The organism is Methanomassiliicoccales archaeon (assembly GCA_014361295.1).
Taxonomy (GTDB): Archaea; Thermoplasmatota; Thermoplasmata; order Methanomassiliicoccales; family JACIVX01; genus JACIVX01.
Window position 1 is genome coordinate 1,075,103 of record JACIVX010000001.1, and the last position, 23,216, is coordinate 1,098,318.

Consider the following 23,216-nt stretch of genomic DNA (forward strand, 5'->3'; position numbering starts at 1 on the left):
GAAATCTTTCGAACGAATCTGTGACTTGATGATCTTCTGCGTCCCTCAATGAGCGATCTCGATCTTTCTTTTTTCCCTGACGGATCGAATTGCAGCTTCGCATACCTTCAGATCCATAATAGCATCCTGCACTGTTACCTTCGGCTTCCCCGAAGACTTAACCGCTGCGAGAAAATCTTCTAGTTCCCTTTTTAGTGGCTCTTCCTTTTTCAGAGAGAGTCGGCGCACGTCAAATTCTAGCGGCACTTGAAAGAGGTTACCCGGATCAATTTCCCTGATTTCTGACGATGAGACCTCGAGCATTTGATCGATGTAATCGAGTTGAACATATCCTTTGCTGCAGGTCATTGACACTTTTCTCACTTTCATCGGTGTAAGCCAGTTTGTTTCTACATGGCCTGTCACTCCGCACTCGAGTTCAAGTAGAAGATTCGCGTAATCCTCGAATCTATCATTCGCGAATTTACCCCCCATGCCAAAAACCCCAATGATTTCAGAGGAAGTGATGTACCTGATTACATCAATGTCATGGATCGCCAAATCCATGATGACCCCGACGTCCCTTATTCTTGAGGGAAATGAGGAAACCCTCCTCGAAGATATCGATATGAGCTTTCCAAATCTGCCGACCTCAAGCGCTTCCTTCGCCGCAGAAACCACGGGGTTAAATCTTTCAACGAATCCACCAGCGAGGACGACACCTTGTTTTTCGGCTTCATTTGCTAGCAAACTCGCTTTTCTTGAATCCCCTGTGAACGGTTTTTCCAATAACACAGACTTACCCGCTTTTAACGCCATGAGCGCCGAGTCAAAGTGATCGGCCGTTGGTGTACAGATGCTCAATGCCTCGACCTTCCGAATCAAATCTTCTGTTTTCTCAAACACCTGAGTTCCAAAGCGACGCGCAACAGCGCGTGAATGATCGATATCGACGTCGTAAATTCCGACAAGATCTGAAATCTCTGAATAGATCCGTACGTGATTTTGACCCATGTATCCGACGCCGATAACACCGGTCCGGATCATGCATCTTCCATCACATTATACAGTATTAAATCCCCGCGATAATAGAAATGAGGAGATAGCAAGTGAATGCGCAAAAAATATATCAGACAAATGGATAGTTAGTAACCTCATTTAGGTGATCATTTGAAGCGAGGACTTCTTGATATACTTGCGTGTCCAGTTTGCAAACATCATCCGCTCGAGCTCGATGTAATTGAAGAAAATGAAAAAGAGATCATTCATGGAACTCTGCGATGCCCGAAATGTCAGATAAACTATCAGATTGAAGACGGCATCCCGAACATGATTCCCCCAGAAAAGAAGTTATGAAGAAAAAAATGATCAGAGCTTTTCCAGTGCTTCTTTGATTCTTTTCATTCCCTCGATGATTGCTTCCCTGCTCGTTGCGAATGATAATCTGATATGTCCCTCACCCGATGGTCCAAACGCAGACCCAGGCGTAACAGCCACATGCGCCTTTTCTAGGAGGTACGCCGCCAGTTCCTCGGATGACATCTTGAAGTCATAAGATGGAAATGCATAGAAAGCTCCCTTAGGCTTCGGCGAGCTCAGTGAGGGGATTTCGTTCATTAACTTCCAGACAATATCTCTTCTTGCCCTGAACTCATCCACCATCTTCCTGACAGAATCTTGTGGCCCCTTCAACGCCTCGAGCGCCGCCAGTTGAACGAATGAAGTTGCACATGTCAAGGAGTGAGTTTGCAATTTATTGAGCTCCTTCATGATCTCAGTCGGTGCAATCAGCCATCCAATGCGCCAGCCCGTCATTGCATAGGTCTTCGAGAAACCGTTGATCGTGATCGTGCGATCGAACATACCATCGAACGATGCGATTGAGTAGTGTGTGCCTTCAAATATGATCTTCTCGTAGACCTCATCCGCCAGCACAATCAAATCGTGGTCCTTCGCTAAATCGGCGATCCCCCTGAGATCTTCCAAGCTCTGCACGGCGCCACAGGGATTCGATGGAGAATTGACAAGAACCATTTTTGTCTTGTCCGTGATGAGTTCTGCCATTGCATCTGGAGACATTCGGAAATCGTTTTCCGCCTCAAGAGGCAGAAATCTTGGAATTCCGCCGGCGATCCGGACACAGGCCTCGAATGTCCCCCAGGATGGATCAGGAAGAATAACCTCGTCTCCGTCATCGAGAACAGCCAGCATGCTCAAAAAGATCGCCTGCTTCGATGGTGTGATCAAAACATGCTTCTCATCGCAAGGGATCCCATTTTCTTTCCTGCTTTTCTCAGCGACTGCTTTCCTTAATTCGGGAATTCCAGCAGACGGCGTGTAATGCGTAAAATTTTCTTTGAGCGCCCTGATGCATGCGTTGGTGATATTTTCAGGCGTTGGAAAGTCAGGTTCCCCCATCGAAAATGAAATAATGTCGATGCCTTCCTGTTTGAGCTTGCTCACGATATTTGATATCCTCACTGTGCCGGACTCGGCGACGCGTTTGACGCGTTGCGAAACCATCAAAGACGGCAACATGGTCGAGCTTTTAGTTTTTTTCTCATCCGATAACTGATAACAGAGAGATGAATACGATAGACATGGAATATGATACGCAATCCGGCGTGTTTTAGGAAAATGATAAATAATGGTGCACAACTAAAGTGGGTTGGTGAAAGAAATGCCACTGGAACTTGATCTGGCCAAGCTCAGATGCGGAACCGAACTCCTCAAGAGAGGATTCGCGAAAATGCAGAAGGGCGGCGTTGTGATGGATGTTACAAACGCTGAGCAGGCCGGGATCGCCGAAGACGCAGGGGCAGTTGCAGTTATGGCACTGGAGCGAGTCCCTGCTGATATTAGGGCGCAAGGAGGCGTCGCCCGCATGGCCGATCCCAAAAAAATACTGGAAATCATGGATGCAGTTACGATCCCAGTCATGGCGAAATGCAGAATAGGGCATTTCGTCGAAGCACAGATACTCGAGGCCCTCGGTGTTGACATGATCGACGAATCGGAAGTGCTCACCCCCGCTGACCCGTTTTACCATGTTGATAAAAAGAAGTTCACAGTTCCATTTGTTTGCGGGGCGAGGGACCTCGGTGAGGCGCTCAGACGCATCGACGAGGGCGCAGCGATGATCCGGACGAAGGGCGAAGCCGGTACGGGTAATGTGATTGAGGCGGTCAGACACCAACGAGTGATCATGGGGAAGATCAGAGAATTGAAAGGAAAAGAAGACGAAGAACTTATGACCGTTGCGAGGGAGATACAGGCACCGTTTTATCTTGTTAAGGAAGTTGCGGAGCTTCAGCGCCTTCCTGTCGTTAACTTCGCTGCCGGTGGCATCGCGACGCCTGCAGATGCAGCTCTGATGATGCAGCTGGGATCAGATGGTGTCTTCGTTGGATCTGGTATTTTCAAGTCTGAAAACCCTGAGGAACGGGCAAGGGCGATTGTTGAAGCGGTCACGCACTTTGACGATCCAGCAACACTGGCGGAGATTTCCAAAGGACTCGGCGAGGCGATGAAGGGCATCGAAATTTCGGCGATAAAACCAGAACAAAGGTTGCAAGAGCGAGGATGGTGAGTCCAGATTAGATTCACCACGATCATAAACTCATGAGACGATCTTGTGTAGTAGACCTTTGTCCCTCGCAATCTTGATTTCTTTTGCAATCCGCCTTCCGGTGCTCAGCTCAGGCTCAATAAGATCGGAATAGGGAGAGCCAGAAATAAACGGATTCGTTCCAGCAACAATACGCGAAGAGATTTCGAAGACCTTGAATTCAAGCCTGTCTGTGACTATCGTCTCAAGGCAGAACGGGCCGATCATGCCGCCAAATAATTCAATTGACCGGTTAATCACGCGCTCGCCCATGTCGAAAATCTTCGGCAGCAGGCTTTCCCTTATGACAACGGGAACGTTGCCAGTGACGACGAATGTAGGATAAAGTCCCAGTTTCTTGAGCTCTTCCTGGGCACCGAGCTTGTACATCTCGTCGATGTTGCTCTCGTCGCGCCTGTCCATTGAAAGGAGCTCAAGACTGCCCTCTGCAACCCTGTACCCGTCTTTTTTTATCGGGGAATAAAAGTAGTGCAGGTAATATCTTGTCCCCAGCACATATTCCTGAATGGTGTATGGCTGGCTTTCATCGATTCCCAGTTTGAAGTCCGGATAATCCTTAGCGATGAAAAAGCCCCGACCGCCTTTTGCGCCGTGGTATTTGACAAGAACGGGTCTATCGATCTCCTTCGCATCGCTGATTTTCTTCGGCATCTCGACACCAGCTGAAACCAACCATTCCCTCTGCTTCTCTCTATCTGATTCCCATTGGAGAACGGCCCTGTTCCCAAAAGTTGGGACCGGAAGTTTCTCGAATTTTTCCGTTCCCATGTACTCAACAAAGGAGCCGTGCGGAATAATGATGACATTGCGGTCAATGAGTTCATCGGCTCTTTCGAGAATTTCGTCATAACTTTCGAATCGGATAAACTCGTCAGGTTTGGCAAGCGGAAAGGCATCGTAGAATTTTGTCCTTTGGTTCACAGCAAGACCAATCGTTCTAAAACCCTCGCGTCTTGCGCCATAGAAAATCTGAAGCGAGGAATGAGAGCACAATGTAGCGATAGCAATCTTACTCTTATCGTAACCCTCGAGAATTTCACTGATTTTATTTCTCAGTGCCATTACCGTTTAATTCCACTTCAATGCTTAAATCTTTCCATATGCTCTTCACTTCGGAACTGATGTTGCATTACGAGCCTGAGATGAAAAAATCAAAGATGGCCAAAGAGATTGATCCCAAACCCATAGAACAGGGCATACAAAAGGAGGGCTCTTGTGATTCCTCCTAAGAAGTTCGCGAGAACAAAATACCTCAACTCAAGGACCTCCCCCTCTCGATTGAAGACAGAAAAGATGTAAACCGGAATCGTATCAACCATACCGGGAATGCTGAGAAGAATATATAGACCGAGGTATTTCAGCTTCTCGACAAGAAGTTCAGACTTCTCGACGAACCATCTGAACCACCCCCATTTCTGTGACCAGTTTCTTACACGCCATTCAACTTTTGATCCGATGAAGAAAACGAGTATACTGCCAACCGCTTTCCCAGCTCCAAGGATCAGCGCCTTCAGAACAAAGTGAGTTCCGGGGTTGAGAATGAGACCGATTTCGACAGGAATCGGAAGAATGATTGCCGCGGATACCGCGTAAATGAAGAAAATCAAACTATATGTAAGTGGATCTGTCGAGTACTGATTCAGAAAATGCATGAACTCTGTCCAAATATCCATCAGAGGGTGATTTCATTCAGATGCTAAAAACCTTCTTTGAAACATCACAAATGAAATCATTGTATGCATAAAATTGCGATAAAAAAAGTCTGCCAATCCAGCAGATAACACACTTAGCAACATTTTTAAGCAAGCATTCCAATTACGCAATATAGGGAATACAATGGCGCCAAAAGATGCTGCAAAGGAGGAGGACTGGTTCGCGCAATTGGATGCCGAGCTGGAACAAAAGACCGAAGCTATCACCAAGGACCTCATGGAACTCAACAATCAAAAAAGAATGATTAACCGAACATTGATCGAAGACTTTTGGAAGATTTGGATGAGGTTTGGGAAGATTAATGTCCACTTCACCATGGAGCCTTCGTATAGCGCCTTCGCCCAATTCGACGAGTTCCCGGAGCAATGGCGCTTCAGAGAAGATTTTAACTTCGCGGGAGTTAACACGATACAACTCGTCGACAGAACGCAGGAACAGGGGAGAATGGGTGATTCCTTGAAAATCTGGTATTATAACGAAGATTCGACGCCCCACATCAGGATGGTCTTTGAATACTGCGAGGGCGAACATTATTATAAGTATTCTGGATGGAAGAGAATCTTTGGACAATTTGTCATCTATGATGCTCCTCTCGCTAAGTTTGATATGGACAAGTTTCACGAGAAACTGGCAGACGTTGTTAAAGCGTGGTACGAATCGCACCTCCGAAGGAACAGGGACATTTTGATCAAGCATCTCAAGGACAACTACGAGCGTGGCGAGACCTTCACCGAATAAACACAATTAAACACAATTTCGAAGCGCCTGATATCCCTTCATCCGTACTTTTTTCCTTTTTCAAAGTTTTAAGATTCTGATCATATCAATTTGGGGCATATTTTGTCATTAAAGAGTCGAAATAAAGAATCGAAGCGGATCGGTATCCGCCACTTTCGATCTCCTCTGCAATAGTACAATTAAGGACAACTCAGATAAAGTTTAAAATGAATGAAATCACGGAAGAAAACGGAGGCATTCCATGCAAAAAGAAGATCTAGCACCCCATGTTAAGGAGATTAGCCAGGTGCTCAATGGGAGTATCGATGATGATCAGATTATGAACGAACTTAAAACATTTCTTGAAGTTTACAGAGTTTCGCTCGAGACGGCGAAAAGGAGTATCATTAGAAAATATGGGGGGAATCCAGCTCTCCTCTCGGGCGGTCAAAGAAAACGTATTGGCGAACTCACTGCCAATGAACAGAGAGTCGATCTTCTCGTCAAGGTGGTCTCTGTTAACAAGAAAGAAATTGAGATGGACGGGACTTACAAGCCGATTCTTTATGGGATATTCGCGGACGAGAGCGGCACCGCGAGTTTTACCGCGTGGGATGCAGATCGATTCAATTTCGATAGAGGGGACGTCTTGCTCATCCGGAATGCTTACACCAAAGAATGGAATGGGCAACCGCAGATCAATCTTGGAAACAGGGCAATCGTTGAGCGACAAGATGCCACTTCAGTTAACTTTTCAGATATAGAACTTCCATATTTTGCAGAGACAAAACAGGTGAAGATAGCGGAGCTCCAGGAGGGTATGAACAATGTGACTGTCACTGGTCGAATCCTTTCGGTAGAAAAAAGAATTGTTGAGACACCGGATGGCTCAAAGACCGTATATTCGGGCGTCATGGCAGATGCGACAGGGAAAACCCAGTTTTCTGCGTGGCACAACTTTGAACTCAAACAGAATGATGTGGTCACAGTGAAGGGCGCGTACGTCCGAGGATGGCGGGGAATCCCCCAGCTCAATTTTGGAGAGCGCGCTGAAGTCAGCAAATTCTCTGGAACTTTCCCTTCTATGATTGAACTTTCCCAGCCCGTCCTGAGGACGATTGTCGATCTCGAGAGGATCGGTGGCGGAATTGATATCCTTGTAAAGGGTGTCATCGTTGATGTGCGTGATGGATCAGGATTGATTTTCAGGTGTCCCACCTGCAAGAGGGTAATCCAGAGGAATCTCTGTAGAATTCACGGCGCTGTTGAACCATTGCCAGATCTTCGAATTAAGGCGGTTGTCGATGACGGCGAGTCTGTTCTCACAGCAATCATGAATAGAAAAATCACTGAGTCTTTAGTGGGGATTACACTTGACGAAGCAATGAAAAAGGCGAAGGAGATGATGACTCCCGAAATTGTGAAAGAGGAGATTGAAAGTAAATTGATTGCCCAGCCTGTCGAGATCTCTGGAAATGTCACAAAAGATGAATACGGTCTCATGATGATCGTTGGATCGGCTCGAATCGCGTTACCCGATGTGAAGGCAGAGGCAACAACTCTGCTCTCGGAACTGGAGGGAATTTCATGATTTCAAGGGAAGTTGCATGGAGGACATTCGCGGCGGAATACAACGCCTCGAGTCTTGAAATCAAGGGAAAGGGAGAGAGGGCACCGTCCTATGTGATTACTCCGCTAGGCGCGATGATCAACAGACTCTTCGTGGTCGGCGTCCTGACCGACATTGAAAACACGGGTACTGAGGAAGAGCCGTTCTGGAAAGCAAGGATTGCCGATCCAACGGGAACATTCTTCATTTCGGCTGGCCAGTATCAGCCAGAGGCGGCCATCGCATTGGCCAGAATAAAGCCTCCGGAATTTATCGCCGTCGTGGGGAAGAGCAGAACATATTCACCAGAAGAGGGAACGCTTTATGTGTCGATCAGGCCTGAGAAAGTGACGGTTGTCGACGAGAAAATTCGTGACTACTGGATACTCGAAACATGTAAGTCTACGCTCAAGAGAATATCGGCAGCTGAGGAGGCAAGGCAGATGGAAAATCCATCGGTTGAGTCTCTCATGAAACTCGGCTTTTCGAAGGTGCTTTCAGAGGGTGTAGTTAGAAGTGTCGCTCACTATCAGTTAGTTGACTTTGAGAAATACAAGGCAGTAGTTATTGATGCGCTGAAATATCTGCTACCAGAATACCAGGCAGAAATTCCAGAGATACCAGCCGAATCCCCTGAGGAAATTGATGAAGAGGAGGAAAACATCGATAACGAAGAAAAGGTTTTGGCGATCATCGACCGCCTTGACAAGAAGGGGAAAGGAGCGCCCTGGGATGAAATTGTTGAGGAGGCAAGGAAGGAAGGAATCGAGAAGAATGAACTTGAAGAGATCACAAATTCTCTTCTCGATAAAGGATTGATCTACGAACCAATTTTAGGAAAAATGAAAAGGATATAGGGAAAAGGTTTCGGAGCGCATTCTTCAACTGAATTCATTCCTCGAGATCGCGATGAGGATAAGCCCCACGAGGCCCAGTATCGAACCGATGAACCACGGCCCAACGGTCAACAATGCGAGGACAGCACCAACGATCGCAAATCCCCATTTTTTCCTCCTTATCGCGAAGACACCACCGATTAAAGCAATGAGACCGATGATAAACCAGATTACTCCACAGGCAACCAAAATTCCTTCAACGGTGCTAATGACGTCAGGGCCATACATTTCCTGTAACATCTCTTCAATCTCGCCAGAAAGGGTCGCAAGTACAAGACCCATGACGATACCGATTAGCCCCGAGACAATAATTAAAGCCCCACCAACTACTGGCTTGGACGTCAGCTGTTTTGCACCAGCGGGAGCTGCCTGCGGAGGTGCCTTCTGCGGTGCTGCCGCCTTGGCAACCTCGGGTTTTATGACATACCCGCAGTAAGGACAGACGTTGGCGTCCATCGGGACCGCGTGGCGACAACTCGGACATGTTGCATCGATGATCTCATCATATGGACGTTCCTCCATCCTGATACCTCCGTCGCCCTAAAAGGGCAAAAAGATATCTTTTTCTATCTATTTATAATACTTCACTCAGCACGATTAATCCGCTTCGAGATTACCAATTTCGAATGATGCGGGAATTTTTCGAAACGGCGTAATTTCGGTGACCTAACGATAATATGAAAATGCTAATGATCGCTGTCTAAATAAGTGATTTCGAAATCACTTCGTTACGACGATCGCGCCGTAACCAACGACCTCTCTCATCGGATAAACATCGCCGGATGTCCCGTATTTGAGCAATCGGGCTTCCTTCCCCCTCGCCGCTTCAAGCATCACCATCACAGGACCATAGCCACACATCGAGACATCCCTTCGAATCACAACATCGTAAACGCCCCTTGGATTGAGCGCCAGAATCTGATTGATAACCTCCATATCCTTCGCTTTTGCTTCATGTGCTGGCACATAGTGTGAAAAATCGCTCGATGCGATGATGATGACGTCGAGCCCTTCAATCGCCTTCTGCAACTGCTCCGCAGTTTCCATCGCTGTCTCATAATCCTGCAGCGCCATGCAGATCGGAAGGATTTTGACTTCATTAGAGAAGAATTGAATAAACGGCAGTTGCACTTCAATCGAATGCTCGTATTGATGAGCGATCGGATCGACACTCATTTCGCGCTCGAGCTTCTTTAGCAGATCCCGATCTAACTTGCATACACCTAGCGGCGTCTCGAAATCTTCACCAGTCACCGCCACTGCGCTTCCAATTGCGTGATGATTGGGACCAATAATCACAAAGGTTTTTGGAAATCCATCACGGGCGATCGCCGCGTAAACGTGCGCGGCGATAGGTCCAGAGTAAACATAACCTGCATGTGGCACAACAGCCCCAATGATCTTTCTTTCACCGTTGCGTGAAAGCTCTGGAATTGAGCCCGGACCGAGGGGCGAAAGAAAACATTTTCTGATTTCCTCTCTCAATTCTCTTTCCTTTCCTGCGTAAAATTTCCCAGCGACGGCAGGATATCTCATATCAACAAAATGATGCGTGCTAGATTATTTCAAAGTTTTGAGATCGAAAATTGAATGTTCACTAATTCACTCCTGTCTCAGAGGTTTGCTTCGAAATCATCGATTGTCAACTTGAAATCTGAGTCTTTCTCGATAATTTTCTTTTCCTTCAACGTTTCTCTGGTCAAAAGCCAGTAAACGCACGCGAGCGCCCTTCGTCCCTTGTTGTTTGTCGGAATGACAAGATCGACATTTCTTGTTTCATTGTTGGCGTCGCAAAGAGCAACGATCGGGATCCCGATGTTGAGAGCTTCGGCAACAGCTTGCTGATCTGCAGCAGGATCTGTGGCGAGAAGAACTTCCGGTTCAATGTATTGGGGAAGCGCAGGATTCGTTAAACTGCCAGGTACGAAACGACCAGGGATGACCTGTGCGCCAACCGCTTTAGCAAAGACTTTTGCTGGCTTTTGCCCGTACTGCCGCGCAGAGACCACAACGATTTTGTCGGCAGGAAATCTTGAAAGGAATTTCGCTGCCACCCTGATCCGCTGATCGGTTTGCTTCACATCGAGTACATACAGACCGTCTGATCTTACTTTAAAAATGAATTGTTTCATATCTGCGCTTTTCTGTTGCGTTCCGATGTGAACACCTGAAGTGAGATAGATGTCCTCGGACACGAGAAGTCCAGTATTCGTTTCATCCGTCATTGCAAACCCTCATATATCTCTTTTGACCGTGAGAGGGATAACCCCTTTCTCAAATTCCAGCATAGCAATTTGAATCGGATCAATGACATTCTCAGGAATATCGATGAGAACAGGCGCACCGAGGGATATCTGCAAAGCCCTCGCTCCAATAATGCGCGCCTTCTCAAATCTTGTATATTTCATAAAGTCACCATGCCGGGATTTCCCCCATATTGATGGGGGCCTTATAAAACTTTTGTAGCGAGCCTCATGATGTTCTGACACGCTGGCTATGCATCTCTCCACGCCGATTTCTGTAGAGGCCGACATCAGGCAACGCACCTCCCGAGCTTTGTTTTCAAATATGGTACAAGCCCTCCTTTTTCTAGAATATCGATTAGGAATTCTGGGAGTGGATTGAAATCGATGCGAATGCCATCAGATTCTCTTAAGATAAATCCGCCCCTAATGTCGAGAGTCACAATATTCCCTTTTTCCAAGAGGCGACAGGCATCCGGACAAACGATAACAGGGAGACCAATATTGATCGCATTTCTGAAAAAAATTCGTGCGAAACTGGCTGCGATAATAGCCCCTACCCGCTTTTCTTTGAGAACCGCCGGTGCCTGTTCCCTGCTTGATCCGCACCCAAAATTCCGACCAGCAATGATAATATCGCCTGGCTTGACCCCGATTGCGAATGTCGGATCGAGATCTTCAAATACATGGGCAGAAAGGGATTTCATGTCGTATTCGTCAAGATATCGACCCGAGATGATAAGATCTGTGTTGATATGATCGCCATACTTCCATACACGCCCTTTGATCATTGTCACACCGTCCTAGGATCCGTGATCTCACCTTTGAGCGCGCTCGCCGCAACTGTCTCTGGGCTGGCGAGATAAATTTCCGCGTCTGGACTTCCCATTCTTCCCCTGAAATTGCGATTTGTTGTCGAGATGCAGCGTTCTCCTGCCGCGAGAACGCCCTGGTGTGCGCCGAGGCAAGGACCACAGCCCGGATTCAAAACAATCGCGCCCGACTTAACGAGCGATGTGAGAACCCCCCTTTTCGCCGCTGAAAGGTAAACTTCCCTCGATGCAGGTACAACGATAAATCTCACAGATTCGCTCACTTTTCTTCCGTTCAAGATTTTCGCCGCTGCGATGAGATCTTCCAATCGACCGTTCGTACACGACCCGAGAAGAGCTTGGTCAATGGGCGTCCCAGCAACTTCCTCAACTGGAACGACGTTATCAACGGAGTGAGGCTTTGCGATCTGGGGAGAGAGGTTAGAAACATCGAATTCTTCCATTTGTACATTTGCTGAGTCATCCGAACGAACAATTTCAAATGACCGGTGAGATCGACCTGATAACCATTTTTCTGTTTTCTTATCTGGGAAGACGACACCAATCTTTGCGCCCATTTCCATACTCATGTTCGACAAAACCATTCTCGAAGCAACAGACATTCGATCAACGCAATCGCCAACGAATTCGACAGCCATGTAATTTGCGCCTTCCGCACCAAGCGTACCGATGATATTCAACATCACGTCCTTGGCTGAAACACGATCGGGCATTTGCCCACTGATGCGGATCCTTAGGGTTTCAGGTACCCTGAACCATAGTTCCCCCGTTGCCCAAACTGCGGCCATTTCGGTTGCTCCGATGCCTGTTGCAAAGGCGCCAAAGGCACCATAAGTTGTCGTATGAGAATCCGTACCCACGATGAGCAATCCTGGCAATACGTGACCTTTTTCCGGAAGAACCTGGTGACAAACTCCTTCATTCACATCGTAGAAATGTCGAATCCCCTCCTTTCTAACAAATTCTCTAACGATCTTGTGGCTTTCTGCTGTTTTCAGAGTATTTGCTGGCACGCGATGGTCAAAGAGAATGACGATCCTTTCAGGATCCCAGACCTTTGCAGCACCCATTTCCCTGAAAGCTTTGATCACGAGAGCGGTGTTCTCATGTGACATTACGAGATCAACTCTCGCGTTCACGATATCGCCTGGGTCAACTGGCCGACCACACGCACGGGAAAGAATCTTTTGCGCAAAGGTCATGGGGATCATGCGAAGAAGGAAGCATTACTCTTTTATATCGCTATTGCCCGCGATTGTGCGGCAATTGTCGAATATAATATACGATAATTTTAAAAGTCGAATGGCGTTAACAACCAGACTCAGAGATTTGGAGGAATCCACGTGCAAAGTGAGGTTATACCCCCCACCGAAAGTGGTAATCTGAAGAATTACGAGGAGGCTTGCAAGGAATTCACGTGGGCATCGCTGGAAAGGGAATTCGAGTGGTCCAATGGCGCACCATACAATATCGCCCACGAAGCAATCGATCGACACGCAAAAGGATGGAGAAAGAATAAGATCGCCCTCTACTGGGAAGGAGCTGATGGATCGGCAAAGAAGTACACATTCAGAGAGATACAAACGGAGACAAATCGATTCGCAAACGCGCTTATAAAACTAGGCACAAAAAAGGGAGACCGCGTTTTCGTCTACCTCGACAGGATCCCAGAACTTTACATTGCGGCGATCGGAACGATCAAGATGGGCGGTATCGTCGGTCCTCTGTTTTCAGCGCTCGGGCCAGATGGGGTCAAAGATCGATTGCTGGATGCTGGTGCGAGAACCCTTGTCACAACGCCTGAGCTTTACCGGAGGATACAGCCGATTCTGGATGAGCTCGCCGAACTTTCGAATATCATCGTTGTGACAGAGGATAAGAAGCTGGTTCCAACTGGTTGTATCTCCTTCAGCGAATTCGTCTCATCATGCTCACCGGATTTCAGGTCTGTTAGCATGAATCCCAATGACCCCTATGTGGTCCATTACACATCAGGAACAACAGGAAAACCGAAGGGCGTGCTCCTCGGACACAGGGCCATGATCCAGCAATTTTTCACGAGCAGGATCGTTCTCGATCTTCGAGAAGAGGACACTTACTGGTGCACGGCCGACCCCGGCTGGGTCACCGGAACATCCTATGGAATCATCGGTCCCTGGTTACTGGGCACTTCGATCGTTTCGTATGAGGGGCGGTTCGACGCACGTGTCTGGTATCGCATCCTGGAAAAATACGGTGTCACGGTCTGGTATACAGCTCCGACAGCGCTCAGAATGCTGATGAGAGCGGGAGATGACCTCGTCAGAGAATTCGATCTCTCGAGGTTAAGGCATATATGCAGTGTCGGGGAACCGCTCAATCCAGAGGTTGTGCGGTGGGGTATGCGAACACTCGGAAAGAGAATCCATGATACCTGGTGGCAAACAGAAACAGGCGCGATGCTCATCTGCAATTATCCGTGCCAGAACATCAAACCTGGTTCGATGGGGAGACCGATACCGGGTGTCCAGGCAGCAGTGGTTGATGAGGATGGGCAGGAATTGCCACCAGGACGCGAGGGATATCTCGCAATTAGACCTGGATGGCCTTCGATGATGGTCGGTATCTGGCGCAATGCTCCGAAATATCGCGAGTATTTTAGAATACCTGGCTGGTATGTTGCCGGCGATATGGCCTACAGGGATGAAGACGGCTATTTTTGGTTCCTTGGAAGAGCGGACGACGTGATCAAAAGCTCTGGCGAGAGAATTGGGCCCTTTGAGGTTGAAAGTGCATTGCTGGAACATCCGGCTGTTGCGGAAGCTGGTGTCATCGGAAAACCCGACGAAATTAGAGGGGAGATCGTCAAAGCATTCATTTCGCTCAGACCTGGTTTCACACCTTCCGAGGAATTGAAAGAAGACATTGCCCGTTTCGTCAAACAGAAGCTCGCCGCTTATGCTTATCCACGTGAAATCGAGTTTGTTGATAAATTGCCAAAAACGCGTAGCGGCAAGATACTAAGACGCGTTCTCAGAGCCCGCGAGCTCGGACTCGACGTTGGCGATCTCTCAACACTCGAAGAATGAATTCACTGCAATTCACCAGAAATGATCCGCTGCGACACGAACCTAAACATGTCCTTCCACGTTAGATAGCCGACAAGCTTTCCTTCATCATCGACGACTGGCAGATGTCTAACGTTTTTCTCCGCCATGATCCTGAAAGCATCAGAGAGTTTGTCATTCGGTCGAATGGTTATTGCCGGGGAACTCATCACCTCGGCAACAGTCATGTATAGAAGCTTGGACTGGCTCTGAAGGTACCTGCGCAAAAGATCCCTTTCAGTAAAAACACCGACAACATGATCGTCATCGACCACGACCACACTTCCCACATCATTCTCAACCATTAGCTCGATCGCACTGATGACTGAGTCGTTGCTGGAGACGATTTCCCTTTTGCGTGTCATGAAATCCTTGACAAGGAACACCATATAATTCCCATCCGTATCATTCTGCTAAATAGTATCATTCTGCTAAATATAAACTCATTCCGTATTGAAAACAAATCGGCTTCGAACCAGTGACTTCAAAGACCTTTTCTGGATTGTCAACATCCCTTTTCGATAATTTCACCTGCAGTTCCTCCCTTCGTCAAGAGATCAAGGAGAAAGCGTTTTTCTTCCTCGTTGGAGAAGGCTACAGCGCCGATTTTTTCGGTACATGTGATTGTCTTCCTTTTACGGATTTCGATAATACCAGAAGCCTGACCTGCTTCTTGCACGACTTTGAATATAAGGTACATCATGTTATCACCGACGATACACTAGAGCGGAAACTGAATAGAAATAGCCATTCATATTATTTGATGTTAAAGCAGTATCCTACGATAGCGATCCACTAAGAATGCAATGGCGCTATTACGCTCTTTTCAAATTGATGACGAAGATTGCGCCCTGCGGTTTATTTTCCTCCACATGGATGCATCCATGATACCGATCAATTGTTTTCTTCGCGAGATACAACCCTAGACCAGAGCCCCGACCGTTTCCGTAGCTCACGCCTTCCTCCAAAATCCGATTCCTGATCGACTCTGGAATTCCAACGCCAAAGTCAATTATCTTGATTTCGCATGTGTTCGTATCCGATTTAATCACGATGTCAATTCTATCAGTTTTCCCATGGACGACCGCGTTCCTGATGATATTATCAAAGACCGACATGAGAGCTTCGTCCGCCATCACGCTGCAATCGCCATCGATGTTGAACTTGATGGGATAACTGCCAATGACCTTCTCCAAGACTTCTCTGATCCTAATCGGTTTTAATCCAATGCCAGAAAAAGCGAATTGCTCGAGTTCTTTCATTCTTTTTATCAGTTCTGTACTCTTTTTCACAGCGGTGAGCGCATTCTTCAGGAATTTCTCGTTCTTCATTTCCACAAAAAGTTCAAGAGATCCGCCGATGACAGTTAATTCATTTAACAGATCGTGCCTCATCGTTCTGTTAATCACTTTAAGGATATCGTTCAGTTGCATGATTGATTCTTCTGCACGTTTCTTGCTGGTGACATCTATGATGAAACCCTCAATCGCGATCACATTCCCAGAATCATCATAGAGACCCTGTCCCTGCTCCCACACCCATTTCTCTTCTCCGTGACGAGTTATGATTCTGTATTCAATCGTAAATGATCTGCGCTCCCGCAACGCTTTCTGCACCTCATTCCAGACGAAAGATCTGTCCTCAGGGTGTATAATCTCCGCATAAGAGATCTTCGCATTCCCGACGAGATCGGATGGAGCGTAGCCTGTAAGGATAGTGCATGCGTCGCTAACGAATTCCATTGTCCAGCTTGCATCATTGCGGCATCTGTAAACCATCCCAGGAAGATTGCTTAGTAGAGTTTCGAACGTTTGATGAAGCTCTCCCAACAAGCTCCCCTTATCCTGGTTAAACGGTATCACCAGAGATGTCCAGTCGTGATCTTTTTTGGAAATGATGATCTGGTGATCTAGCGCGATCCTTGTGATTTCTAGCGGTTCAATTTCGGTCGAAGGATAAGAACAGAGGGCAATCACTTTTTTACTATTCAACAATTCGTGAATGAGCTGTTCGCGTTCCATGACGTGTTCGATCTTTCCCTCTTCCACGCTTTCAGTTGTTATGGCCAGCCTCATTCCCTCCAGATTTCTAACCATGCAGGAATCCATTTTTCCCTTGAGGTACTGTCGAAGAGTTGTCAGCGATGATAAAGCTGGTTTGTCAACATGCTCGTCGATCACTTCCTGCGATATAACCTCGACCTGCTCATGCCTAAGAAAATCATCAAATCCTGGAACCTCACGGTACAAAACATCGACCATTTCGTCTGCTGATGAACGGTTTTGGAGGATCCACAGGCAATAGTGTTTCTTATCAAGGCCAGAAGAAATGAATGGCGTAATAAGATCGACAAATTCATCGCGTTCTCTGTAAAACTGGCAGATGTGTGCGCCCCACTGAATTGAATCAAGGACGGTTGGTATCGATCCGACCATAGGCAAATCCCGCTCCGAATATCCGCCCAAATCCTGACGCCTCAGCAGACCGATCGTTTTTCTTGCGTTTGCTGAAGATTTAAATTCAGCTACCGTAATCACCAGATGTGTACTTGAAGTCTGTGTTTAACGGATTGTACTTTCTCGAGTTTTTGTCTTCTCGGTGCACCTATCGGTGCACCTATTATCGAACAATTGGAAGACAAATAGATACAGTGAAGAAATGAAAAATATAGTAATTTCGTATATTTCAGAAAGGGATGGGATGTGCGAAAGAAGAGAATCAGATTTTGGTTCTTTATCATATCGATTATCTCTCTGATGACCGCGAGCTTCGCTAGTTTTTCAGCTGGAGGCCATCCAGATCGCATCGAAAGATTCGGGCTTTTTGCATCATCTGATCACTTTACTGCCTATTTCGTCCTAACTGACAGAGGCGGCAAGGACGTCGCAACGGCTGGAACTGTTGATTTCGAAATACGTGACGAGTTTATGATCACTCTTTACAAGGCCTCGTTCGAGGTTACGGCCAACGAATTTTCTACATATGACTTGCCAGATCATACACTCATCCATGGATATGTATGGCAAATCCCCTTCGCCGTGATTCAGAAAAGCGATAGCCGTAACGAATCTCTCATGGCATACATCCGTTTTTCAAATAATGAAATCGTCCTCGAAAAAGGTTGCGACAACGTTCCATTCCCAGATGTTCTTAAAGCACCCAACAAACCTCCTGTACTGAAACTCAATGCGCCAAAGATTTCATGGTGCGATATCGTAACTAAATTCAACGCTTCTTCTTCCTACGATCCTAACCTTAATGCGATGTTTTTCCGATGGAATTTTGGAGATGGGCAGAATGTAACTGGATCTAGCGTCGTCTCACATTTCTATCGATTCCCTGGGGATTATCAAGTCAAATTGACCGTTGAGGATTCCGAAGGTGGTGTAAGCGACGTGACTCATTCAATTAAGATTGAAAATCCAGAGGTTATTTCCATCACCAAAAAGAGATTCGAAAATCAGAACGGGACACCATCAATGCAAACGCTCTGGATCAATATTTCCCTGAGCAACAGAGCGCCGCAACCAATATCAATTAACATCAGCGAGTTTTTCGTAAAAACCGATGATGATGAATTATACCAATGCGAAGAAACTGAGTATGAGTTAGACAGAGTCTTGGATCCTCTGAAGAGAATTTCAATCTCTCTGCACTTCGATATTCCCAATAACAGGATGCCGTCCGTTCTCATTTACAAAGATAGAGTATTTGTTCCAATCGATGAGACAATTCAAGAGAATCTGACCGTTTCGTTCGTTGATGTCGGACAAGGCGATGCGGTGCTTATTAAAACACCTGATTCAAAAACCGTTCTTATCGATGCAGGACCTAACGAGAGAGCCGCGGAACTCATCAATTATCTATATTCCAATAAAGTAACATCGATCGATGCTTTCATTCTTACCCATCCCGATGAGGATCATATCGGAGGGGCGGACGAGGTTCTCAGGAACTTCGATGTCCTGAGCATCTATCATCCAGGATATGTCAGAGAGACAACAACATACAGCGAATTCGTCTCTGCGATGCTCGAAGAAGGGTGCCCGATCATCACAGACGAGAATATGGATCCGGGAGATCGAATCCCAATCAGCGGTCTCGTCGATTTTCTTGTTCTTCACGTCGACAAAGATGCACCTAACTCCAACAGCGCAAGCATCGTCATAAAGATGTCATATTTCGAAATAGATTTCCTACTAACAGGGGATATCGGATATGATGTCGAGAAAGAGCTTCTGGTCAACTTTCTGGCTGAACTGGATATCGAAGTCCTGAAAGTTGCCCATCACGGAAGCAAGTATTCAACTTCAGATGAATTCCTTGAGGCGACGACACCAGAAATCGGAATTATCATGGTCGGAGCTGATAATCCCTATGATCATCCATCGACTGAAACACTCGCAAGGCTCTCAGCTCACCATGTCACGGTTTTACGGACGGATATAGAGGGAACAATCGCTGTTACAACCGATGGCATAGGCTTGGCGTTTTCCTTCGAAAAGACAAGTAGTATCAAACAGGATTTTGATGATCCATCTTACGTTGAGTTCGGATCAGTAAAGATCTTCGACACGATAGACGAATCGATTTCGTCGCATTTCGCAGGAGATGATCTCGAATGCGCGAGACAAGAAAATCGACTCGCAGAAGGTCTAAAAGGTACCTCCCAAAAAAAATGTATGATGATCGCTATCTCGCGCCAGTGGCTAGGTCAGATATTTCTTGCATCAGCTTGAAGAATCAGCGACGAGTGTTCTTGTGCTTTTGTTTTCTTCCGGCTCGATCTTCCTTTACAACATTACTAAAAAATCGCATCGGTTAAAATGACCAAAAAGTCTTCAAACAAGAGCGCAAATGAATATCTCATGGTCAGCGATTCTGAGCTAGAATGCGTCGCGTATTGCGGTCTTTACTGTGATCTCTGCGCTCAGAGAGCTGAAGTGCCAGTAAGATCGAAAGCCCTGATCGAGAGTTTACATGACGAAGGATTCGATGATTTCTATCGTTACGATCCGGAGATGAAAGAATCCTTTCCGCCGTTCTGGAACTTTCTGCGAAAGCTCGCATCGTTTGAATGTTCCTGTAGAAACAATTCTGGAGGACCACCAGATTGTCCAATAAGGGAGTGTGCAAGAGAGAAGAACATCGTTGCTTGCCCTTTCTGCGAAAGCTATCCATGTCATCACATCGAAAAACTTGCAAGGCGGTATCCATTTCTGATTCCAGATGGAAAGAGAATGAAGGAGATAGGGCTCGAGGAATGGATTGGGGAACAAAAGGTGAGATCGAGCCGTGGGTTTCGCTATTCTCTCGTCAGAAATCCTCACTAATCTGCTTGATGCTTCCGATGGCTAGCAACATCGATGTTTTGCATATATCTTTCCCTGAGCGCTCTGGCGATCTCAGCAGCAATTCTATCCTTGCTTTCTCCTCTCTTAATACAAGATATGAGGATTTCGATCAAGATTTTCACTTCTTCGTGAGGACCAGGAAGGGTTACAAGGAGGCTTTCTCCAACTCGTCCTGTACCGATCCTCACGCCGTCTTTCGCATGTCTACCAGTCCCTTTCTTGTATTTTGTGACATAAGGAGTGGCAGCATGAGGATCAACCCTTCTCAACGCTTCGACTGTGCAATCTTTCGACTCTGCGCCAACACCACCAGTTGTAATCACGACCCCGTAACCCGAGTCGATCGCGCTGTTGAGCGCGGTAGCGATCTCATCGACATCGTCATTTAGCGCATTGCCGATATCGACGCAGAATCCCTCTGCCTCAAGACGAGATTTGATGTAAGGGGAGTTCGTGTCCCTGATTGTCCCTTTCTTGACTTCTTCCCCTGTCGGAAAAACGATGCACCTTTTTCTAATCCTGCTCATGATCTCTTCAACCATTTCGCTCGATTTTTGAAAGGCTTGTTTTGCAATTTCCTCATCGAGATCGATGAACCCAAGAATTCCCTCTGAATGAATGCTTGTTTTTTCCGATACATTTATTCCGGGCACATTCGAAAGAGCACGGAGCAATTCCGCCTTCTTTCCGAAAATGCGCTCTGCCTCAATCTCCTTCCTTAAAATATCCAAGGTTAGATGATTATCTGAAGCGTCGGTCACAAGAACTTCCTCTCTGCTCAATCCCAAGACGCTCGCAACGGCTGCGGCAACCTCACCCAAGTTCACATCATCGAGCTTCACATCTCTTATCCATAGTTCCGTCTTTCCCAGAAGATTAACTTTCATTTGAAGCCACGCTCACATCAAATTTGATATCCAACATCGGTGCATCGATCAGGGCTCTACCGATATCAAGAATATCCACACCAGTTTCTACAAGCCGAGGAATCTCTTCCAATTTGATCGATCCTCCAAATGCGACCTTGACTCGATCTCTCACATGAGCTTTTCTGAGCGAATCGATGACCGCAATCAGGTCCTTCATTTCCCCTGTATCGACCATAATAATCGTCGCACCATGATCTACCGCTTCGATCGATTCATCTGAAATCGTTTTTGTTTCGCCCCTTATTTGCACGACTTTAATTCGATCGTCGAATTGCGAGGCGGCCCTCAGAGCCTGAGAAATTCCGCCAAAAATTCGGATATAATTCTTGTCCAAATAAACAAATGGCTCTTCGCTAATCCTGATCCCGACACCTCCCAATCTGAGCGCTTCTCTGATTTCTTCCTTGATCTGGATCGGCATTTTCTTCCAGCCCCCAGAAACGATTTTAACTCTATTTCCAGCAAGCTTCACCGCGTTGCGCGCAGCCGTCGCAACACCTGAGGTTTTGGCAATCGTTCCGATCAGCTCATCCTCTGCAATCGATATTTGCTTTGGCGTACCTTCGACGATCGCGATCGTCCCTCTGCAAGGAATCTCGTCTCCATCGCGCAATTTCACATCAATAGACACGCCGATCTTCGCCGCTGCCTGCGCCATCCGTCTAATCCCAACGACCACACCGCTCTCGTTTGACCATATACGGGCACTCACTTTTCTGTTAGGGATGTCTCTGAACAGCGAATCTCTGATGTCATTCACGTTCGACTCACTTTGCTGCCAGGATTTCACTTGTCGCAAATGAGATTCCCCGCTGCCGACACCATTTCGGCAGAAGCGTATTCTCGACCTCCTGATCAACATCCGGCGCTATGTCGATCAAATCGAGGGCAAGCGACTTGCTCAAGTTGATTGCCCCAGGTGCACCGTCAAAGGCAAGTATCTTGTCCGTGCCTGTGATTCGCATTGCCATTTCAATCGCTGATTCCAGATCGTCGGCAATGAGTGCATGTTTCATGAATTCCACGTTTTGCGGATCTTTTCTGAAAACATCCGCTTGCCATTCTCCGACGACAATCGTCGGTATCTTCTTGGCCCAAAAGACACTAGGATAACCTCCCCAGGCGTAGTTGATGATGAGTGCTTTGATAGCTGGATTGATTGGGGCAACATCCTGAATGATCGGCTTTTCATCCCTGCCATAGAACGATTCGGTGTACCATGTATAACCAGGAAGAGGGTTATCTAAATCGAAAATGTCGACGCTTGAAGCGGAAAAATTCGCAAAAATCATTCCCGCTGAAAACACGTAAGGAATCGGCGCCTGGAAATCAAGTACGGCGATGCACTCCCTGATTTTGCCGAGGAGCGTCAAAATTTTGCCATAATATCTGAAGTTATCAATTGCGATTCTTCGATCGAGCTCGAAAAGATCGTTATCTGCGTCAACGCCGATGATTCCTGCAGGTGTTGGTCGCAGGAATGTCGCGAATGTCCACTTCTTCTGTACAAATTGAGAATTAAAGATTGCCCTTGCTGCGAAATTTGCGCCTCTCGGGCCTAGATTATGGTGGTATGTAGACCGCGTTTCGATTCTTGCATACGACATGCCGAACGGCTTGACCGCTCTGTCAACATGCCTGTGAAAGTGTATCTCCCTGACATCGCTGTTGTGAGCGTGGACGATCCATTTCGCATCGTAGCATTTTTTCAAACCATAGAGCGTACCAATCTCCGTTTCGATCGCGATCCCCTCGTCGATTGGCGCAACCCCAATTGCCTTCCCATTGAAATGATCGTCAAGCCGGAATCGTTCGATGTACTCATCCGATTCTCTAAATCTGAGACCGACACCAGCCCTGAGCCTGATGTCCTCGGCGCCTGTCTTCTCCATGATGAAATCCCTCGTTGCCTTGAGCATCTCGGCGTACGGCTCTCCGCCGAGGATCGTGAAGCCATGATGAGAACCGAGAATGTTAACCGAGTCACCTGGCTTGATCATCGACATGTCGACCTTGCTGAGCGCTTCCTCCGTTGCCTCCCTCACAGCCGATATCCCCTTTTCGGAGGGGTATATGGCCTCTGGAAATCCTGGAAAAAGCTCTCTCACACCGATAGAGACCATGTTTTTCAAATCTGCCGCTCTGATACGGATCATCGAGGGGTCGGGACCATACCTCGACGGTTTCGGCGGAAGAGGTCTAACTGGAGCATACAGCTTCGGTGGCACT

Annotated in this window: 24 protein-coding genes; 8 read left to right on the forward strand and 16 right to left on the reverse strand. The window is 47.0% G+C overall.

All coding sequences use genetic code 11. The features are described 5' to 3' along the window. Positions 1 to 45: 45 nt before the first annotated feature. Positions 46 to 1,026, reverse strand: coding sequence for a Gfo/Idh/MocA family oxidoreductase (locus H5T41_05385; GenBank protein MBC7108204.1), 981 nt, complete (start codon positions 1,024 to 1,026; stop codon positions 46 to 48). 123 nt (positions 1,027 to 1,149) lie between these two features. On the opposite strand from H5T41_05385, the gene H5T41_05390 reads away from it, so the two are divergent. Next, positions 1,150 to 1,335, forward strand: a complete 186-nt coding sequence (locus H5T41_05390) for a methytransferase partner Trm112 (protein ID MBC7108205.1) — start codon at positions 1,150 to 1,152, stop codon at positions 1,333 to 1,335. A gap of 12 nt (positions 1,336 to 1,347) precedes the next feature. On the opposite strand, the gene H5T41_05395 is transcribed toward H5T41_05390, so the two are convergent. Continuing rightward, positions 1,348 to 2,502, reverse strand: coding sequence for a pyridoxal phosphate-dependent aminotransferase (locus H5T41_05395; GenBank protein MBC7108206.1), 1,155 nt, complete (start codon positions 2,500 to 2,502; stop codon positions 1,348 to 1,350). 157 nt (positions 2,503 to 2,659) lie between these two features. On the opposite strand from H5T41_05395, the gene pdxS reads away from it, so the two are divergent. After that, the gene (gene pdxS / locus H5T41_05400) at positions 2,660 to 3,568 is read left to right on the forward strand and encodes a pyridoxal 5'-phosphate synthase lyase subunit PdxS (GenBank protein MBC7108207.1); all 909 of its coding nucleotides are present in this window, start codon (positions 2,660 to 2,662) and stop codon (positions 3,566 to 3,568) included. A gap of 30 nt (positions 3,569 to 3,598) precedes the next feature. On the opposite strand, the gene H5T41_05405 is transcribed toward pdxS, so the two are convergent. Next, positions 3,599 to 4,669, reverse strand: coding sequence for a formate--phosphoribosylaminoimidazolecarboxamide ligase (locus tag H5T41_05405; protein ID MBC7108208.1), 1,071 nt, complete (start codon positions 4,667 to 4,669; stop codon positions 3,599 to 3,601). An 89-nt stretch (positions 4,670 to 4,758) separates the two neighbouring features. Continuing rightward, on the reverse strand, positions 4,759 to 5,280 hold the full coding sequence (locus H5T41_05410) for a hypothetical protein (GenBank protein MBC7108209.1): 522 nt from the start codon (positions 5,278 to 5,280) through the stop codon (positions 4,759 to 4,761). Positions 5,281 to 5,443: 163 nt separating this feature from the next. Here H5T41_05410 and H5T41_05415 point away from each other — a divergent pair, with 163 nt between their 5' ends. From H5T41_05415 to H5T41_05425, 3 genes are all read left to right on the forward strand, one after another. Further along, positions 5,444 to 6,058 (forward strand): hypothetical protein, encoded by a 615-nt coding sequence (locus H5T41_05415; protein ID MBC7108210.1) that lies wholly within the window; start codon positions 5,444 to 5,446, stop codon positions 6,056 to 6,058. A gap of 241 nt (positions 6,059 to 6,299) precedes the next feature. After that, on the forward strand, positions 6,300 to 7,628 hold the full coding sequence (locus tag H5T41_05420) for a DNA-binding protein (protein MBC7108211.1): 1,329 nt from the start codon (positions 6,300 to 6,302) through the stop codon (positions 7,626 to 7,628). Next, the gene (locus tag H5T41_05425) at positions 7,625 to 8,503 is read left to right on the forward strand and encodes a hypothetical protein (GenBank protein MBC7108212.1); all 879 of its coding nucleotides are present in this window, start codon (positions 7,625 to 7,627) and stop codon (positions 8,501 to 8,503) included. The genes H5T41_05420 and H5T41_05425 overlap by 4 nt, the downstream gene beginning before the upstream one ends. A gap of 24 nt (positions 8,504 to 8,527) precedes the next feature. On the opposite strand, the gene H5T41_05430 is transcribed toward H5T41_05425, so the two are convergent. From H5T41_05430 to H5T41_05455, 6 genes are all read right to left on the reverse strand, one after another. Then, positions 8,528 to 9,064 (reverse strand): hypothetical protein, encoded by a 537-nt coding sequence (locus H5T41_05430; protein ID MBC7108213.1) that lies wholly within the window; start codon positions 9,062 to 9,064, stop codon positions 8,528 to 8,530. Between the two features lie 198 nt (positions 9,065 to 9,262). Further along, positions 9,263 to 10,078 carry an MEMO1 family protein gene (locus H5T41_05435; GenBank protein MBC7108214.1) on the reverse strand — a complete coding sequence of 272 codons (816 nt, stop codon included), beginning with the start codon at positions 10,076 to 10,078 and terminating at the stop codon, positions 9,263 to 9,265. A gap of 77 nt (positions 10,079 to 10,155) precedes the next feature. Further along, complete coding sequence (locus tag H5T41_05440) at positions 10,156 to 10,767, reverse strand: 30S ribosomal protein S2 (GenBank protein MBC7108215.1); 612 nt, start codon at positions 10,765 to 10,767, stop codon at positions 10,156 to 10,158. A gap of 9 nt (positions 10,768 to 10,776) precedes the next feature. Continuing rightward, a complete protein-coding gene (locus H5T41_05445; protein ID MBC7108216.1) occupies positions 10,777 to 10,950 on the reverse strand; it encodes a DNA-directed RNA polymerase subunit K in 174 nt (57 codons plus the stop codon). Between the two features lie 125 nt (positions 10,951 to 11,075). After that, the gene (locus H5T41_05450; protein ID MBC7108217.1) at positions 11,076 to 11,576 is read right to left on the reverse strand and encodes a 3-isopropylmalate dehydratase small subunit; all 501 of its coding nucleotides are present in this window, start codon (positions 11,574 to 11,576) and stop codon (positions 11,076 to 11,078) included. A gap of 2 nt (positions 11,577 to 11,578) precedes the next feature. Beyond that, on the reverse strand, positions 11,579 to 12,826 hold the full coding sequence (locus H5T41_05455; GenBank protein ID MBC7108218.1) for a 3-isopropylmalate dehydratase large subunit: 1,248 nt from the start codon (positions 12,824 to 12,826) through the stop codon (positions 11,579 to 11,581). Between the two features lie 150 nt (positions 12,827 to 12,976). On the opposite strand from H5T41_05455, the gene acsA reads away from it, so the two are divergent. Beyond that, positions 12,977 to 14,686 (forward strand): acetate--CoA ligase, encoded by a 1,710-nt coding sequence (gene acsA, locus H5T41_05460; protein MBC7108219.1) that lies wholly within the window; start codon positions 12,977 to 12,979, stop codon positions 14,684 to 14,686. Between the two features lie 2 nt (positions 14,687 to 14,688). On the opposite strand, the gene H5T41_05465 is transcribed toward acsA, so the two are convergent. The 3 genes from H5T41_05465 to H5T41_05475 all read right to left on the reverse strand — a co-directional run bounded on the left by H5T41_05465 (position 14,689) and on the right by H5T41_05475 (position 17,241). Beyond that, positions 14,689 to 15,093 (reverse strand): CBS domain-containing protein, encoded by a 405-nt coding sequence (locus H5T41_05465; GenBank protein MBC7108220.1) that lies wholly within the window; start codon positions 15,091 to 15,093, stop codon positions 14,689 to 14,691. A gap of 116 nt (positions 15,094 to 15,209) precedes the next feature. After that, positions 15,210 to 15,407: a hypothetical protein gene (locus tag H5T41_05470; protein ID MBC7108221.1), complete on the reverse strand. Its 198-nt coding sequence runs from the start codon at positions 15,405 to 15,407 to the stop codon at positions 15,210 to 15,212. Between the two features lie 112 nt (positions 15,408 to 15,519). After that, entirely contained in the window at positions 15,520 to 17,241 is a 1,722-nt protein-coding gene (locus tag H5T41_05475) for a PAS domain-containing protein (GenBank protein ID MBC7108222.1), read from the reverse strand. A 219-nt stretch (positions 17,242 to 17,460) separates the two neighbouring features. Between H5T41_05475 and H5T41_05480 the strand changes: the two genes are divergently transcribed. Together H5T41_05480 and H5T41_05485 are read left to right on the forward strand one after the other, a co-directional pair. After that, a complete protein-coding gene (locus H5T41_05480; protein MBC7108223.1) occupies positions 17,461 to 19,443 on the forward strand; it encodes an MBL fold metallo-hydrolase in 1,983 nt (660 codons plus the stop codon). Between the two features lie 87 nt (positions 19,444 to 19,530). After that, complete coding sequence (locus H5T41_05485) at positions 19,531 to 20,037, forward strand: DUF3795 domain-containing protein (GenBank protein MBC7108224.1); 507 nt, start codon at positions 19,531 to 19,533, stop codon at positions 20,035 to 20,037. On the opposite strand, the gene H5T41_05490 is transcribed toward H5T41_05485, so the two are convergent. The 3 genes from H5T41_05490 to H5T41_05500 are packed head-to-tail and all read right to left on the reverse strand — an operon-like array spanning position 20,034 to position 23,203. Then, complete coding sequence (locus tag H5T41_05490) at positions 20,034 to 20,945, reverse strand: competence/damage-inducible protein A (GenBank protein ID MBC7108225.1); 912 nt, start codon at positions 20,943 to 20,945, stop codon at positions 20,034 to 20,036. The two genes, H5T41_05485 and H5T41_05490, sit on opposite strands and share 4 nt — an antisense overlap. Then, positions 20,935 to 21,747: a hypothetical protein gene (locus tag H5T41_05495; GenBank protein ID MBC7108226.1), complete on the reverse strand. Its 813-nt coding sequence runs from the start codon at positions 21,745 to 21,747 to the stop codon at positions 20,935 to 20,937. The genes H5T41_05490 and H5T41_05495 overlap by 11 nt, the downstream gene beginning before the upstream one ends. Before the next feature lie 7 nt (positions 21,748 to 21,754). Continuing rightward, positions 21,755 to 23,203, reverse strand: a complete 1,449-nt coding sequence (locus H5T41_05500; GenBank protein MBC7108227.1) for a hypothetical protein — start codon at positions 23,201 to 23,203, stop codon at positions 21,755 to 21,757. Between the last annotated feature and the right edge of the window lie 13 nt (positions 23,204 to 23,216).